This window comes from Pseudomonas sp. NPDC087814 (assembly GCF_044742865.1).
Lineage (GTDB): Bacteria > Pseudomonadota > Gammaproteobacteria > Pseudomonadales > Pseudomonadaceae > Aquipseudomonas.
Genome location: NZ_JBIUVK010000003.1, coordinates 170,855 through 186,338 on the forward strand (window position 1 = coordinate 170,855; position 15,484 = coordinate 186,338).

Annotated in this window: 14 protein-coding genes; 8 read left to right on the plus strand and 6 right to left on the minus strand. The window is 61.7% G+C overall.

Going from position 1 to position 15,484, the window contains the following annotated elements; translation table 11 throughout:
- Nucleotides 1-56 precede the first annotated feature (56 nt).
- The gene (locus tag ACIOMR_RS04130; RefSeq protein ID WP_003217574.1) at nt 57-416 is read left to right on the plus strand and encodes a response regulator; all 360 of its coding nucleotides are present in this window, start codon (nt 57-59) and stop codon (nt 414-416) included.
- A gap of 234 nt (nt 417-650) precedes the next feature.
- Nucleotides 651-2,051 (plus strand): DUF1254 domain-containing protein, encoded by a 1,401-nt coding sequence (locus ACIOMR_RS04135; protein ID WP_003217572.1) that lies wholly within the window; start codon nt 651-653, stop codon nt 2,049-2,051.
- 30 nt (nt 2,052-2,081) lie between these two features.
- On the opposite strand, the gene ACIOMR_RS04140 is transcribed toward ACIOMR_RS04135, so the two are convergent.
- Nucleotides 2,082-2,753 (minus strand): DUF3313 domain-containing protein, encoded by a 672-nt coding sequence (locus ACIOMR_RS04140; RefSeq protein ID WP_102369048.1) that lies wholly within the window; start codon nt 2,751-2,753, stop codon nt 2,082-2,084.
- A 197-nt stretch (nt 2,754-2,950) separates the two neighbouring features.
- Here ACIOMR_RS04140 and ACIOMR_RS04145 point away from each other — a divergent pair, with 197 nt between their 5' ends.
- Together ACIOMR_RS04145 and ACIOMR_RS04150 are read left to right on the plus strand one after the other, a co-directional pair.
- The gene (locus ACIOMR_RS04145) at nt 2,951-4,774 is read left to right on the plus strand and encodes a serine hydrolase domain-containing protein (RefSeq protein WP_401192404.1); all 1,824 of its coding nucleotides are present in this window, start codon (nt 2,951-2,953) and stop codon (nt 4,772-4,774) included.
- Between the two features lie 6 nt (nt 4,775-4,780).
- Nucleotides 4,781-5,584 (plus strand): MipA/OmpV family protein, encoded by an 804-nt coding sequence (locus ACIOMR_RS04150; protein WP_003217565.1) that lies wholly within the window; start codon nt 4,781-4,783, stop codon nt 5,582-5,584.
- 135 nt (nt 5,585-5,719) lie between these two features.
- Here ACIOMR_RS04150 and ACIOMR_RS04155 read toward each other — a convergent pair whose 3' ends face one another.
- Nucleotides 5,720-6,997: an ATP-binding protein gene (locus ACIOMR_RS04155; protein ID WP_401192407.1), complete on the minus strand. Its 1,278-nt coding sequence runs from the start codon at nt 6,995-6,997 to the stop codon at nt 5,720-5,722.
- Nucleotides 6,998-7,705: a winged helix-turn-helix domain-containing protein gene (locus ACIOMR_RS04160; RefSeq protein WP_003217561.1), complete on the minus strand. Its 708-nt coding sequence runs from the start codon at nt 7,703-7,705 to the stop codon at nt 6,998-7,000.
- A gap of 246 nt (nt 7,706-7,951) precedes the next feature.
- On the opposite strand from ACIOMR_RS04160, the gene ACIOMR_RS04165 reads away from it, so the two are divergent.
- Together ACIOMR_RS04165 and ACIOMR_RS04170 are read left to right on the plus strand one after the other, a co-directional pair.
- Nucleotides 7,952-8,338, plus strand: a complete 387-nt coding sequence (locus ACIOMR_RS04165) for an ectoine synthase (RefSeq protein WP_003217559.1) — start codon at nt 7,952-7,954, stop codon at nt 8,336-8,338.
- Between the two features lie 31 nt (nt 8,339-8,369).
- On the plus strand, nt 8,370-9,569 hold the full coding sequence (locus ACIOMR_RS04170; protein ID WP_087693019.1) for an MFS transporter: 1,200 nt from the start codon (nt 8,370-8,372) through the stop codon (nt 9,567-9,569).
- On the opposite strand, the gene ACIOMR_RS04175 is transcribed toward ACIOMR_RS04170, so the two are convergent.
- Nucleotides 9,525-10,127, minus strand: a complete 603-nt coding sequence (locus tag ACIOMR_RS04175) for a tRNA-(ms[2]io[6]A)-hydroxylase (RefSeq protein ID WP_008431008.1) — start codon at nt 10,125-10,127, stop codon at nt 9,525-9,527. The two genes, ACIOMR_RS04170 and ACIOMR_RS04175, sit on opposite strands and share 45 nt — an antisense overlap.
- 151 nt (nt 10,128-10,278) lie before the next feature.
- Between ACIOMR_RS04175 and ACIOMR_RS04180 the strand changes: the two genes are divergently transcribed.
- Both ACIOMR_RS04180 and ACIOMR_RS04185 read left to right on the plus strand, forming a co-directional pair.
- Nucleotides 10,279-11,139, plus strand: coding sequence for a universal stress protein (locus ACIOMR_RS04180; protein ID WP_003217553.1), 861 nt, complete (start codon nt 10,279-10,281; stop codon nt 11,137-11,139).
- Between the two features lie 616 nt (nt 11,140-11,755).
- The gene (locus ACIOMR_RS04185; RefSeq protein ID WP_003208975.1) at nt 11,756-12,658 is read left to right on the plus strand and encodes a LysR family transcriptional regulator; all 903 of its coding nucleotides are present in this window, start codon (nt 11,756-11,758) and stop codon (nt 12,656-12,658) included.
- Between the two features lie 9 nt (nt 12,659-12,667).
- On the opposite strand, the gene ACIOMR_RS04190 is transcribed toward ACIOMR_RS04185, so the two are convergent.
- Nucleotides 12,668-14,014, minus strand: a complete 1,347-nt coding sequence (locus ACIOMR_RS04190) for an OprD family outer membrane porin (RefSeq protein ID WP_102368688.1) — start codon at nt 14,012-14,014, stop codon at nt 12,668-12,670.
- A 101-nt stretch (nt 14,015-14,115) separates the two neighbouring features.
- A complete protein-coding gene (locus ACIOMR_RS04195; protein WP_008436037.1) occupies nt 14,116-15,468 on the minus strand; it encodes a citrate-proton symporter in 1,353 nt (450 codons plus the stop codon).
- Nucleotides 15,469-15,484 lie beyond the last annotated feature (16 nt).

Sequence of the window (15,484 nt, forward strand, 5' to 3'; positions counted from 1 at the left end):
AAACGGTCTTCCCATCGCCCAAGACCTGCCCCTTCCACTGTTCGGGAACCTCCACTATGTCAGCCGCCCCCTCCACCATCCTTGTAGTCGAAGACGACGCCATCGTGCGCATGTTGATCGTCGATGTCCTCGAAGAGCTGGAGTACCAAGTGCTTGAAGCGGCCGATGCCGAAGAAGCCTTGAAAATTGTTCAAGACACCGACCAGACCATCGACCTGATGATGACCGACGTCGGCCTGCCGGACATGGACGGCAAGCAACTGGCCCTCAAGGCCCGTGAAATACGCCCCGCCCTGCCCATCCTGTTCGCCAGCGGTTATGCCGAAAATATCGATTCGCCAGCCGACATGCAGGTGATCGGCAAGCCGTTCTCGATTGATCAGTTGCGTGACAAGGTCAAGTCCATACTGCCTTGACTGCCCCCCGATGCCGCCTTTCACAGGCGGCACTTGATCTCGTTGATGTCAACTGATCGATAGATCTTTGCGTTGAACCTCACGTGCCAAAAGACTTCCCGAGCAACTGAGTGCAAACTCTGCCTGACACGCAAAGGTTCAGCTAGTTGCGACTGTACGCGCCCACCGGAGCCTGCTTTTATAACAGCTGAAAAACTCGACGACATCCGACTGACTCAGTAAGGACGCAACAACATGATTCGAACACCGACGCGCCTGCTGTTGGCGAGCCTCTCGATTTTCATGAGTACCGGCGCCTGGGCCGATTTCACCGCCACGCCGAGTGAAGCCCGGGCCATCGCCAAGGAAGCCTATCTTTATGGCTTCCCGGTGGTGGAGATGTACAAGACTCTCTACACCCAGGCTGTCGACAAGACCGGGGCGAACTTCAAGGCGCCGTTCAACCACATCGGGAACACCGCGCAGGCGATAACCCCTAAAGATACAGCGATCCCCACCCCCAACCCGGACACGCCCAACTCCTTTGTCTGGCTCGATCTGCGGGCCGAGCCCGTGGTGTTGACCCTGCCCAGGATCGAAGACAACCGCTACTACGCCGTGCAGTTGGTCGACCTCTATACGCAGAACTTCGGCTATCTGGGCACCCGCAGCACCGGTAACAACGGTGGCCACTACATGATTGCCGGCCCGGGCTGGAAAGGCCAGCAGCCAACCGATATCGACCGCGTCGTGTACAGCGAAAGCAACATCGCCTACGCCCTGTACCGCACTCAATTGTTCGATGAAAAGGACTTGGGCAAAGTCAGACAGATCCAGGGCGGCTATAAGGTCCAGACCCTGAGCAGCTACGTGAAGCAGCCCAAACCCATCAAGCCGCCGAAAATTGCCTGGCCCAAGCCTACGCCGAACATGAGCGACAGCGTGCATCTGTTCCGCTATCTGAACTTCATGCTGGCCTACGCAGCACCGCAGGACAGTGAGAAAGACGTGCTCGCGCGTTTTGCCAGGATCGGCGTCGAGGCGGGTAAACCGTTCGACCTCAAGGCCCTGACGGTTGAGCAACGCAAAGCGCTGGATGACGGCATCGCCGACGGCAAAGCCGAGTATGCAGCCTTCAAAAAAGACAAGATCGATACCCATCAAGTATCCAGTGCAGACCTGTTCGGCAATCGCGACCACCTTCAAAACAACTACCTGTACCGCTACGCTGGCGCCAACCTGCACCTGTTTGGCAACTCCGGCGATGAAACGGCCTACCTGCGCTACTCCGTGGACAGCGAGGGCAAACCCGCCAACGGCGCACGCCACAGCTACACCCTGCACTTCGCCAAGGACCAGTTGCCACCGACCGACGCATTCTGGTCACTGACCATGTACAACGCCAAGACCAATCTGCTGACCCCCAACCTGAAGAAGCGCTACGTGCTCACGTCGGGGATGTTGCCCAACTTCAAGCTCGACGCCGATGGCGGCCTGACGCTGTTGGTCGCGCACCACGAGCCACCGAAGGCGGAACAAAGCAACTGGCTGCCAGCACCACCCGGCCCGTTCTATGCCCTATTGCGCATTTACCTGCCCAAGCCTGAAGTGGGTAACGGGCAATGGAAGCAGCCACCGCTCACACCGATCAAATAGCACCCGCTCAAGTCGCGCACCGTTTGAGGCTTAGCCCTTTTTAAGCTTCAAAAACGATTGATGCAGGTCCGACGCCCAGCCGTCGATGACGCTTTTCACGTCATCGGCTTTCATCACCTGGGAGTCGTTTGCCAACGGTTTACCGGTGCCTTTGCGCACGACTTGGGCGACCACCTTGCCACTGGCACCGTCGAGGAATTGGGCTTCGGTGCCCAAGGTGGTTTCCTGGTCACGAATCCCGGCGCCCGTGCTGACCGTGGCGACCACCAGGGCGACAGGAATGTACTCATAGGGCTTGAGACTTTCGGTCTTGCTGCTGACGGCAGTGATCGCCGCGCGCACCACGATCACGCCCGGGCCTGGTCCGTCGGCCAGCGGCAAGGACTTTTCCAGTTCGCGCTTGAGCGCCTGGCTGTAGTAGGTGCTGATGCCCTGCAAGGTGCTTTCAGGGATCCTGGTGCTGGCTTGCGGCTTGGGGTAGAACTGAGTGGGCTCGATGTACACCGCGTTATAACGGCTCAGACTCAGGTTGGGGTCCACCCAACGCATCACCTGCGCGCCCGATGGCGACTTGGCTTCCTTGAGGTTGCTGTAGTCGGAGAGAAACCCGGAGTATTCGTCCGGCTGCGTCACCTTGCTGGAACACCCCATCACCCCGATCGTGGCAATACACACGGTGCTGATCATTATTCCCAGTTTCATCGCGAGACTCCTAGGCTGACGTTGAAGAAGCGTTGAGCATTAGGTATAGCTGATGCTGGAGCTGCGGCAATGGAGCAAACCCGCTAGGGGCGGCCTGTATTAACAGTCTTTGACAGTTTCCCGACAAAGCTCACAAAGACTCATCGACGGCCCGCCCCTAGCATTCGAGCATCCAAACCACCCCTCGGGTGCTCATCATGTTTCGCACATTGCGCAGTATTCCGCTGCTGGGTTGCCTGCTGGGCAGCCTCGGCTGCCACGGCCAGCCGCCGGCCCCACCGCCCGTTCCCAAGGGCGACTACAGCGCAATCATCCGCTACCTGCAAAAACGCATTCCCAGCGAAATGGCCAGGCAAAACATACCCGGCCTGTCCATCGCCCTGGTCAACGGCCAGGAACTGATCTGGGCCCAGGGCTTTGGCCTGGCCGACAAGGCCCTGGGCAAACCCGTCACCCCCAACACCGCGTTCCGCGCCGGCGCCCTCTCCAAACTGCTGACCGCCACCGCCGCCCTGCAACTGGTGGAGCAACAGCGCCTGGCCCTTGACACCCCGATCCAGGACACGCTGCGGGAGTTCTACGTACGCTCGCGCTTTCATTCCGACCAGGCTGCCGCCGACCGCGACATCACCCTGCGCCGCCTGCTCAGCCACCAGTCCGGCCTGCCCAGCGAACACCTGCGGGACGTGCGCAACACCTTCGCCATGGGCCAGATGCCGATGCGTATTTCAGGGGTTTGGCTGAGCACGCCACCGGGGACCCAGGTGGCCTATTCCAACCTCGGCTACGCCCTGGTCGGCGCCGCCATCGAACGCAGCAGTCGGCAGGATTTCGAAACCCGACTGCAAAGCAGCCTGCTCAAGCCCCTGGAGATGAACCAGTCGAGCTTCGTCGGCACCGGCGCGCAACCGGGCTTTCGCGCCCGGGGTTATGCAGACGGCACCGTCAGCGCCGACGCCCAGGTGCGCGACCTTGCGGCCGGTGGCTTGTGGAGCAGCCCCAAGGACCTCAGCCACTACGTGCGCATGCTCTTCGCCCGGGGCCTCTATAAAGACAGACAGGTACTGGGCAGCCAGTCGATTGACGAGATGTTCAGCCAGCAAAACACCGGCAACGCCCTGGACTTCGACTGCCAGATGGGCCTGGGGTGGTTTCTCGCCCCTTGCGGCGATGAGCCGGTGGGCCCCGGCATTCGCACCTTCCAGCACAGCGGTGGCGGAGATGATTTCGCGGCGCAACTGACGATGCTGCCGGACCAGCAACTGGCCGTGATCGTGATGGCCAACGACAGCAACGCCGAAGAGATGGTGGTGTCCCTGACCACCGACACCCTGCGCCTGATGCTCCAGGCCCAGACCGGCGACCCGGTGTGTGCCGACAACTGCCAGGCGCCCGCCCACGGCCTGAAAATCCGCCAGGTGCCCGCCGCGATCGACCGCAGGCGCCTGGCGGGTTTCTACGCCACGGCCTGGGGTGTCTTCCGTATCAAGGACGAAAACGGCCAGCTGTATGGCGAGTTGGCCGACACCCGTTTCGAACTGCTGCGCGACGGCCAGGGCTGGCTGCGGGCACAACAGAAATTCCTCGGCTTCTGGCTCAAGGACCTCGGCGAACTGGGCCGTGTGCAGCTGGATGTGGTAACGGTGCAAGGGCGCCAGATGCTCACCGCCCGCAGCCACGGCCAACGCGTCCCGGTGGGCGAGCGCATCGAACAGACCCCGCTGAGCAATGCCTGGGCCGACACCATCGGCACCTATCAAGTGCTCAACACCCATGAGCCCGACGCGCCCCTGAGCGGCATCAGCGTGCGCCTGGAGAACGGCTTCCTGGTGATCCGCGGCCAACTGCACGACGAGCCGCTGACCGACTACATCCTGCTGCCCGTGGACAACGCCCACGCGGTGCTGGCCGGCAACGGCTATGGCCTGGGCGATACCGTGAGTCGCCAGGTCAACGGCCTGAGCGCCTCCGGCTACCACTTCAAACGTACCGATTCTCCCCACAACCCCTTGAGTCTCTGACCTCACATGAAGACCATCATGCGTTCAAAACACCTGTGCCTGTCCCTGACGTCGCTGTGCTTGCTTGCAAGCGCCGACACCCTGCTGGCCGACGACTGGGAATACACCCTCAAGGCCGGCGTGGCCAACCTGCCCCGCTACAGCGGCAGCGACGAGCGAGTCACCGCGCCGGTGCTGGGGGCGGCCATCGTCAGCCCGTGGGGGATTTTCCTCGACACCGACAAGGGCCTGGGCTGGGGTTATGACGGCGGCGGTGCGAGCTTCAGCGCCTACGTCGGCGCCAGCGGCTCACGCAAGGACGAAAGCAAGACCGGGCGCCCGGGCTCGAAGAAACTCAAGGGCATGGGCGAGATCAAGACTCGCCCCCAGGTGGGTGTCAGTGGCAGCTATAACCTGGGCGGGGTGATTCTCGGCGCAACCCTGGAGCATGCGCTTGAGGAAGATGATCACAAGGATTCCGGCAAGGCGTTCACCCATCTGGAACTGAGCCTGGGCACCAACCTGTACGACGGCGACTACGGTTCGCTGGATGCCAGCCTCAGCAGCCATTTTGGCGACAGCAACTACCTGCAGACCTGGTACGGCGTGACCACCGGCCAGGCCGCACAGAGTCGCTTCAAGGCCTACAAGGCCAGCGGCGGCAACATCAGCAACGGGATGAATCTGGTGTGGAGCTTGCCGATCAGCGAACACACACAGTTTTCGACGCTGCTGGATGTGCAGTACCTGGCAGACAAGGCCGGGCAAAGCCCGATTGTGGAGAGACGCTTGCAGACGTCGGTGATGGGGATGGTCGAGTACACGTTCTAACTTTGGTAACCCAATCAAAATGTGGGAGCTGGCTTGCTCGCGAAGGCGGTGTTTCAGTCAATGTATCCGGCGACTGATTCACCGCCTTCGCGAGCAAGCCCGCTCCCACATTTGATCTCCATGGCTCCTGGATGATTACTCGGCATACGCCCAGGTCATCCGAAACGATGCCCCGCCCCACTCCGAATCCAGCACTTCAACCTGCCCGCCATGCCATTGGCACACCCGCCGCACCAGCGCCAGGCCGAGGCCGAAGCCACCGGTGCGGCGGTCACGGCTGGCGTCCAGGCGCAGGAACGGCTCGAAAATCTTCCCTCGCCCTTCCACCGGCACACCGGGCCCATCGTCATTCACTCGAACTTCATAGCCGGTGCCAAACTTCACCAGCGACACTTCCACACGCCGGTCTGCATAGCGAATTGCATTGCGCAACAGGTTGATCACCGCCCGTGCCATAAAGCGCGGCTCGATACGGATGTAATCGACTTCACAGGTGCGCAGCAGCAACTGCACGCCTGCCGCCTCGGCCTCCAAAGCGACGCTGCCGATCACACTGTCGAGCCAGCTGTGGGCCTCGATGCTTTCCCGGGTGATCTGCGTGGCGCCGCGCTCCAGGCTGGCGTAGGTCAACAGTTCCGAGACCATTTCTTCCAGCTCGCCGAGGTCGGCATACATGTCGGCGATCAGTGCGCGGCTCTCCCGTGGATCGGCCTGTTGCTTGAGCTGGTCGAGCTCAAACGACAGCCGCGCAATCGGCGTACGCAGCTCGTGAGACACGGCGTTGGTCAACTCGCGCTGGTTGGCGATCAGGCTTTCAATGCGCTCGGCCATCTGGTTGAAGTGCCCCGCCAGCTCGCGCACGGTAGAACGGCGCGGCAGCAGGATGCGCGAGCCGAGATCGTTGTCACCGAAACGTTGCGCGGCCAGGCGGATATGCTCCAGGTCACGCCAATGGGGCCGAACCCAGAAGTACAGGACAATCGCCAGGCACAGCCCGAGGAAGCCATAGGCCCACATGTACAGCCACTTGGGCTCTTCCGGCAGTTTGATTTCCAGCAGTTGGTGGCCGCCGTCGATGTTGGAGATGAACTCCATGAAATCCCCACGCACCACCAACTCGCCACTGGCCAGCAGTTGCTGTTCACGCTCGGTAAGTTTCAGCGTGTCCCGCTGCACCAGCGCCAGGCGCAGCCCATAGTGCGGTTGCAACTCGGCCAGGCGTGCGGCGCGCGCTTCCCCCGTCACCGGCCGCAATTGTTCCACCACCCCATACGCCGGGCCGCGCAGGGCTTCGCGGTTGTAGGTTTCGTTGGCCTCCGGCAACAGCTCATCGAAGGTGTAGTTCACCAGCCAGATCGCCCCGGCCAAGCCAATGGCCAGGATGATATACAGACGCAGAAACAGCCTTAACATCTAGACCTCCCAGGCGAACGGATTGAACAGGTAGCCCTTGCCCCAGATGGTCTTGATGCACACCGGCTCCCGGGGGTTGTCATTGAGCTTGCCGCGCAGCTTGCTGATGTACACGTCGACGCTGCGGTTGAGCCCGTCAAAGGCAATACCGCGCATGCGGTTGAGAATGTCATCGCGGGAGAGGATTTTCCCGGCGGCGCTGGCCAGCAACCACAGCAGTTCGAATTCCATGGTGGTCAGGTCGATCTTCTCCCCGCCCAGGCTCACCACCCGGCAACTGCGGTCGATGGCCAGGCGGCCGAACTCAAGGGCGCCGCGCACCGTGGGTTCCGGCGCCTGGCGACGTTGCAGGGCGCGCAGGCGAGCCAGCAGCACAGGCGGCTTGATCGGCTTGATCACATAATCATCGGCGCCGGACTCCAGGCCGAGGATGTGGTCGAGGTCGTCTTCCTTGGCGGTGAGGATCACGATGGGTGTGTCGGACACGTTGCGAATTTCACGGCACACATGCAGGCCGCTCTGGCCGGGCAGCATCAGGTCGAGCACGACGATCTTCGGCTTGAACTCCAGGAACGCCGCCAGCGCCAGGTCGCCGCGGTGCACGGCCAGCACCTCGAAGCCATGCTGGGACAGGAAATGGGCGATCAGCCCTGCCAGCTTCTCATCGTCCTCCACGAGCAAGACCTTGCCGAGACCCAAGTTATCCATAAATTTCCAGTGCACGCGCGGATTGAAGTGTGCGCATTATAGGTGGCAAGCCGGCAGACTAAAGCAGCTGGCCATCACTGGCCGACGAAGCTTCATGCTTTTAAGAGTTTTTAACAGTTTCACCGCAGTCTTTAACTCGGTACCGTCCGCCAGATGCGCCCCACACGCTTTTCGGAAATGTCGCTGATGACAACACCGCAAACACAAGAGAATCATGGCCCTCTACCTACATAGCGGGAGAAAACCATGTTCGTTCGTCACAAATCAGACATTGAAAACACCGCGCACTTTGTCGAATGGGGCGCTGGCACCAGCCATCGGTTGCTGACGGAAAAGGACGGGATGGGTTATACCGTCTGCCACACCGTCGTGCGTGCCGGCACCGAGTCACTGCTGCAATACCGTAATCACCTGGAGGCTTGCTACTGCATCGCCGGTGAGGGTGAAGTCGAAGATATGGACGGTAACGTCTACCCGATCCGCCCCGGTGATATTTATGCGCTGGACCAACACGACTGCCATTATCTAAGAGGCGGAAAGGAGCAGGACCTGGTGCTGGTCAGCGTATTCAACCCGCCGCTCAAGGGCGACGAGCGCCACAATCTCACGGATAAATCCGGCTCCGGCTACTGACGACGATTTGACTCACGGACACGAGCACACCATGCGCAAGGATTACCTGGCTTTCTTCATTTCGTTGTTTCTGTCACGCCTGGCCGACCAGATTCTGTTGTTCATCGTGCCGCTGATCGTGTTCCAGACCACCAACAGTGTGTCGTGGGCGGGCCTGGCGTTTTTTGTCGAATCCTTGCCGCGGTACCTGTCGTTCCCGGTGTGCGGGGCGTTGTGCGACAAATATCCCGCCGTGCGCGTCCTGCATATCAGCCAGGTGTACCGGGCGCTGGCGTGTGTGGCGGCGGTGCTGCTGTATGGAATGTTCGACGGGATTTACTGGATTGTCATGCTTTCGGCGCTGTGCGGCGTGTTGACCACCCAGGGCATCATGGCCCGGGAGGTGCTGCTGCCGCATATCTTCAAGCATTACACCTACGCCAAGACCTTGTCCTACTCGCAGATTGCCGACCAGACCGGGCTGGTGCTGGGCCCGCTGGTGGCGGCGCTGATGTTGGGCGTCTGGGCCTGGCACTGGGTCGTGCTGGGGGTTGCCGGGCTGTTCCTGCTGGCGGACCTGGCGATGCGCATCTGGCAACGCCACACCACGGTCAATCTTGAAACTTTCGAGCAGCACAACGACATCTGGCTGCAACCGTTGCGCGTTGCCTTCGGGCATATCCGCGACCTGCCGGAGCTGAAAAGGATTATCGCCCTGGCGGTGGGTGTGAACCTGATCATCGGCGTCACCCTCGCCACTTCCGCCGCGATGGTCATTGGCCAATACGCCGCCGGCAAGGACACCTACGCCGGGTTGCAGGCGGCCGGCGCGCTGGTGACCATCGCCATCCTGTTTTTCCTGGCGCGCGCTTCCCTGCCGCTCAAGGTGCTGGGCGGTTTGTCGTATTCGATGATTGCCGTGGGAGCGTTGATCACGGCCATCAGCCCGAATGTGTGGGCTTATGCCGTGGGTTTCCTGCTGCTGACCGGTTTCGACAAGATGTTCAACGTGTACATCCGCAGCGTCCGACAACGGGTAATCCCGGCCCGGGACTTTGGCAAGACGGTGGGCGTGCTGACCTTGCTCAACAACCTCTCGCAGCCGCTGGCCGGGTTGCTGATCGCACTGCTGGCGGCGCCGCTGGGGACGCAGGCGGTGATCCTGATACTCGCCGGGATCACCGCGTTGCTCGGTGCAGCGGTTGCGTCAGGCTGGCACGCCGCTGTGAAAGCGGAACTCGACGTCCGGTGACTCGATCAGTTCCTGCTCGGCGGCGCGTACACGGTCGATGACCTGGGCGATGTCCTTGGCGTCGCCGTACTGGTAAGCCAGTTTCAGATAACCCTGGAAATGCCGGGCCTCGCTTTTCAGCAGGCCGAAATAGAACTTGCCGAGTTCTTCGTCCAAATGCGGCACCAGTGCTTCGAAACGCTCGCAACTGCGGGCTTCGATAAACGCGCCGACCACCAGGGTATCCACCAGTTTGACCGGTTCATGGCTGCGCACCACCTTGCGCAAACCCGAAGCGTAGCGGCCGGCGGACAGTTGGCGCAGCTCGATCTTGCGCTTCTTCATCAGGCGCATGACTTGCTCATGGTGCACCAGTTCTTCCCGGGCCAGGCGTGACATCAGGTTGATCAGGTCGACGTGGGAATGGTACTTGGCGATCAGGCTCAAGGCGGTGCTGGCGGCCTTGAATTCACAGTTCTTGTGGTCGATCAGCAGGGTTTCCTGGTCGGCCAACGCGGCCTGGACCCAGCCGTCGGGGGTGCGGCAACCGAGGAATTCGTGGATTTCTGGCAGGTTCATCGGGCTCACGGGCAAAGATTCACAAAAGGCCGGCGATTATACCGACCGCGCCGCAGACCGCCAGCTACCGGGCTTGATGTGCATCAACATGACGTGTGCCGGGCAGCAACTATAGTTGTTCCACGCCCACCCTTTTTTGGAGAACCCGACCATGCAAGCCATACGCAGCATCCTGGTGGTCATCGAGCCTGAGCATTCGGAAAGCCTGGCCCTCAAGCGCGCCAAGCTGATTGCCGGCGTCACCGGGGCACATTTGCATTTGTTGGTGTGTGACAAGAAGCACGAGCATTCTGCGATGTTGAGCCTGCTGAAGGCCGGTTTGCAGGAGGATGGCTACAGCGTCACGACTGAACAGGCGTGGAATGACAGCCTGCATGAAACCATCATCGACGTGCAGCAGGCAGAGGGTTGTGGGTTGGTGGTCAAGCAGCATTTCGCTGACAGCCCGCTGAAAAAGGCGCTGTTGACGCCTGCCGACTGGAAGTTGATGCGCTACTGCCCGACTCCGGTGCTGCTGGTGAAGACGTCCAGGCCTTGGGCTGGCGGGGTGATTTTGGCGGCCATCGATGTGGGCAATTCTGATGCCGAGCATCAGGCGTTGCATAACGCGATCATTGATCATGGGTTTGATATCGCGAGCCTGGCCAAGGCGCAGTTGCATGTGATCAGTGCGCATCCGTCGCCAATGCTGTCGGCGGCGGATCCGGTGTTTCAGCTCAAGGAGACGATCGAGGCCCGGTATCGTGAGCAGTGCAAGGCGTTTCAGGCGGAGTTCGATATTGACGACACTCATCTGCATATCGAGGAAGGGCCGGCGGATGTGTTGATTCCTCATGCGGCGCACAAATGGCAGGCGGCGGTGACCATCATAGGTACGGTGGCGCGCACCGGGATTTCAGGGGCGTTGATCGGGAATACGGCGGAGGTAGTGCTGGATGCGGTGGACAGTGATGTGTTGGTGCTTAAGCCGCAGGAGTTGATGGATCATCTGGAAGAGCTGGCTAATGGGTGATGCTTCTTTTTGGGGGCATATCCGTTTTTGGGTGATGGCTTGTATTGGTTCCGCTCTTACAGCGGGTCACTTTTGAACAGCCCAAAAGTAACCAAAAGGCTCTTGCCCCACCACTCGGCACCTCGCCTAGGCTCGGTGTGCCCTCACTCCGGCTTTGGACCGTGGGCCGCCGTCATGGGCCATCCTTGGCCCAGGACGGCTAACCCGGCGTCCTGCCGGGTTACCCACGCTCCAAAGCCTGCGTTCGGCCAGCGTGGTTTAACGGGGCGCCTAAGATCAAAATCAAGATCAAAAGCAAGAGCACAGCGGCCTACCGGCCGGCTTGAGTGTTTAGAAGCAAAATCAAAAGCTAAAGCGGGCACGGTCAAATGTGGGAGCTGGCTTGCCTGCGATGGCATCAACTGGGTGTACCTGATGCACCGAGTTGTCTGCATCGCAGGCAAGCCAGCTCCCACAGAAAAGCAGATTTGCTTTTGATCTTGATCTGAGCGAACGCGGGTAGTGCAGAGCGGGTAAACCGGCAGGACGCCGTGACCGAAGAAACGGATATGTACACCCGCATGGCGCAGTAATTGCGTCCCCCCCAATCCAACCCCCCAAAAAAGGAGCACCCCCCATGCAACTACGCGCCTTGCGATATTTCCACGAGGTCGCCCGCTGCGCCTCCCTGCGTAAGGCCGCCGAACGTCTTTACGTCACCCCCACCGCCGTCAGCCGCCAGATCGAACACCTGGAACACTTCTTCGGCGCCGCCCTGATTGAGCGCGGCCCCCGCGGCATCCGCCTCACCGCCGAGGGCGAGTGCCTGGCCGAACAAGTCACCTCAACCCTGCGCGGCCTCGACCAGGTACGCGAAGTCATCGCCAGCCGCCAAAGCCAGGTGGCCGGTAACATCAGCATCCATGTGTCAGAAAGTATCGTTTCCACCGTGCTCGCCCCGGTGCTCGCCACCTTCTACCGCGCCCACCCCAAGGTCACCTTCAACATCGTGATCGCCAGCGCCTCGGCCACCCTCGACGCCCTGTGCAGCGGCGAGGCGGACCTGGGCCTGGCGTTCTACCTGCAAGAGCGCGCCGACGTCGAAGTCACCGCCCACTGCCAGTTATGGCACCGGGTGCTGGTCAGCGCCGAACACCCCTTCGCCCAGCGCGACAGCATCGAATTGAGCGAACTGCAAGGCCAGCCCCTGGCGATTCCCGACTCGGCCTACGGCGTGCGCCAGGCCCTGGAAGTGGCGGCAAAAAAACGCGGCGTCACCCTCGAACCGGTGTTCACCACCAGCTCCCTGGAAGTGCAGAAGAGCCTGGCCCGGCAACGGGCAGCGGTGCTGATTTTGCCCCAGGTCGAGGCAGACGTGCGGGACCTGGGCGACGGCCTGGTCGCCGTGCCGATCGCCGATGAAGACCTCGGCCGCATCCGCATCGACCTCTGCGTGTACCGCAACCGCCCCCGCTCGGTGGCGGTGCTCAAGTGCCAGGAAATGCTGGCGGGGGCGATGCAGCGTTGTTCGCTGAACTGAGCCTGAGCCTCAGAAGATGTTGATCGGCACATTGGCGACGAGGCGGAACTCATCGTAGCTGCCGTCAATCTGCCCGCCGCTGGCGCGATGGTTGTAGACGATGGTGCGCAGTACGGTGTTCTTGAGTGTTCCGGACTGAATCACATAGGCCAGCATCAAGCCGTTTTCGTTGTGCTTGGCGCCATCCAGGCTGCGCACGTTGTAGCCGGTGTTGTGGCCGTTGCGGTCGCCATCGTAATGGGTGCCGTCGATGTCCCAACCCTTGGCGTGCCACAGGCTGGCGGTGAGGCCGGGCACACCGTAGGCGGCGAAGTCCAGGTCGTAGCGCAACTGCCAGGACTTTTCGTTGGGGCCGTTGTAGTCCGAGTACAGCGAGTTGGCCATGTAGTTGCCGGTGGACTCCCACACGTAGTCGAAGTATTCGTTGCCGAATACCTGCTGCCAGGCCAGGGTCAGGCTGTGGGCCAGGTGCGTGGCGGTGAAGGCCAGGCTGGCGGCGTTATTGTCGATGTAGCCGAGGTTTTTGTCGCCCGAGTCGCTGGTGTGGTAGTAGTTGAAGGCGGTCTTCAAGGCGATGTCGCTTTTGTCACCGATGCGGTGGGTCAGGCCGACGTAGGTCTGGTCCCACATGTCTTCGAAACGCGACGCGTAGACGCTGGCTTCCAGCCCGTAACCCGGTTTTACCGTGGCTCCCAGGTAGCTGATGCGTGCGCCGCTGTAGGCGCGGTTGCCGAAGGTGGTGGTGAGCTTTTCGGCGCCGGTGCCGGTGCGTGGAATCGCCCGCTCGAAGCTGCCGCCCTGCACCGACAGCCAGTCGAATTCGTTGCTGAACAAGCCCACGCCCTGGAAGCTGGAGGGCAGGGCGCGGTTGTCCTTGTAACGCAGGATCGGATTGTCGGTCATCAGCCGGCCCGCCTTGATCTCGGTGCTCGACAGGCGAAAACGCACGTCGCCCACCCCCAGGCGGCTCCAGGTGGGAATCGCATCGCCGTCGCCGTCCACCAGCACCCGGTCGCCGCCATTGGCCACCTTGCCGTGGCCGCGCTCCAGGTTGACCGCGCTGAAGATCCCCGCGTCCACACCCACGCCAATCAGGCCCTGGGTGTAGCCGGAGCTGTACTTGAGCATGCTGGTCTGCACCCAGGTTTCCCGTACACGCGTGGGCTCGACGCCGCCGGCTTTCTTGATGCTCAAGTGGGTGGTGCGTTGGGTGTGCTGGTTGGAATAGTAGTGGCGCAGGTTCAGGTCCAGGGTGCTGCCTTCGAGGAAGCCCGGTGCGCTGGCCTGGGCGTTTTCCTGGGCGAAAGCCTGGGTGCTGGACGCCAGGGTGACGGCCAGCAAAAGACGTGGATACATGGTAAATCCCCATACAAATCAGACGTAAGGCGACCGTCCCGGCAGGCCTTCAGGTGCTGCCGGTCGGTGGCGAAAAGACGCGGGACAGTGGGAAAAGGTATTCAGCGAACCGAAGCTTCTGTGAGCCGGGTTTCGCGGGCCGGGCTGCCGGGCAGCGGCGGACGGGTTTCCTTGGCGAACCAGGCGGCGGTGAGGCACACCAGGTTGGCGATCAGCAGGTACCAGACCGGCGACATCGGGTCGCCGGTGGTGCCGATCAGCCAGGTGATGATGATCTGCGCGGTGCCGCCAAACGCCGCCACACCGAAGGCGTAGACGATGGAGAAACCGGTGGAGCGCACGGATTTCGGGAAGCTTTCCACCAGCAACACGATCAGCGCCGCGCCACTCATGCCGTGCAGGCCCGAGAGTACCGCCAGGGTCAACAGGAAGGTCGCCGGGCTTGGGTGCTCGGTCATCAGTTGCAGGGCCGGGAACAAAATCAACAGCAACACCACCCGCGGTGTCATCAGGATCGTACGGCGCCCGAAGCGGTCGCAGAGCATGCCGCCGGCCACCGCGCACACGGCCATCGCTGCGCCGGCCACCAGGGTCGAGAGCATCGAGATGCTGGTGGGCAGCTTCAGTTCGGTGAGGGCGAAGGTGGTCATGTAGTTGAGGAAGTACTGGGTGATGGTGCTGCCGGAAAGGATCAGCAACCCCAGCACCAGTGCGCGCCGGTGCTTGCCGCAGACTTCCCGTACCAGGTCGCCGGTGCTGGTTTGCTCGCCGTGGCCGTGGAAGGTTTCGGCGAGGTTGCGGCGGATGTAGATGCCGATCGGCAACACCAGCAGGCCGAACACGAACGGCACGCGCCAGCCCCAGCTGTTGAGGTCTTCCGGGGACATGACCTTGGTCAGGGTGAACCCTACCAGCCCGGCCACCATGGCTGCGACGCCCTGGGCGACTACTTGCCAGCAGGCGTAGGTCCCGCGTTTGTGGGGTGGCGCCGCTTCGAGGATGTAGGTGGTGGCGGGGCCGGCTTCACCGCCCCAGGCCAGGCCCTGGATCATGCGGGTGAGCACCAGCAGGATCGGCGCCGCGATACCGATGGTCTCGTAACCGGGCAATATCGCGATGCTGCCGGTGCCCACGGCCATCATCACCAGGGTCAACAGCATCGCCGGTTTGCGCCCGACGCGGTCGGCGTAGGCGCCGATCAGTACTGCGCCCAGGGGCCGGACGATAAAGCCGATACCGAACGCCGTGACCGACAGCATCAGGCTGACGAAAGCGCTGTCGGACGGGAAGAACGTGTGGCCGATCATCACCGCAAAGGTTGCGTACACACCAAAGTCGAAAAACTCCACGGCGTTGCCCAGGACCACGGCGAAGATGCTCTTTTTGCCGGCGTCCGGGGACGGTGTTTCGGGTGCGTGATCAGGATCGGATCGTGTCAATTGCTCAGTGTGCATACCAGCCCCTCGATTT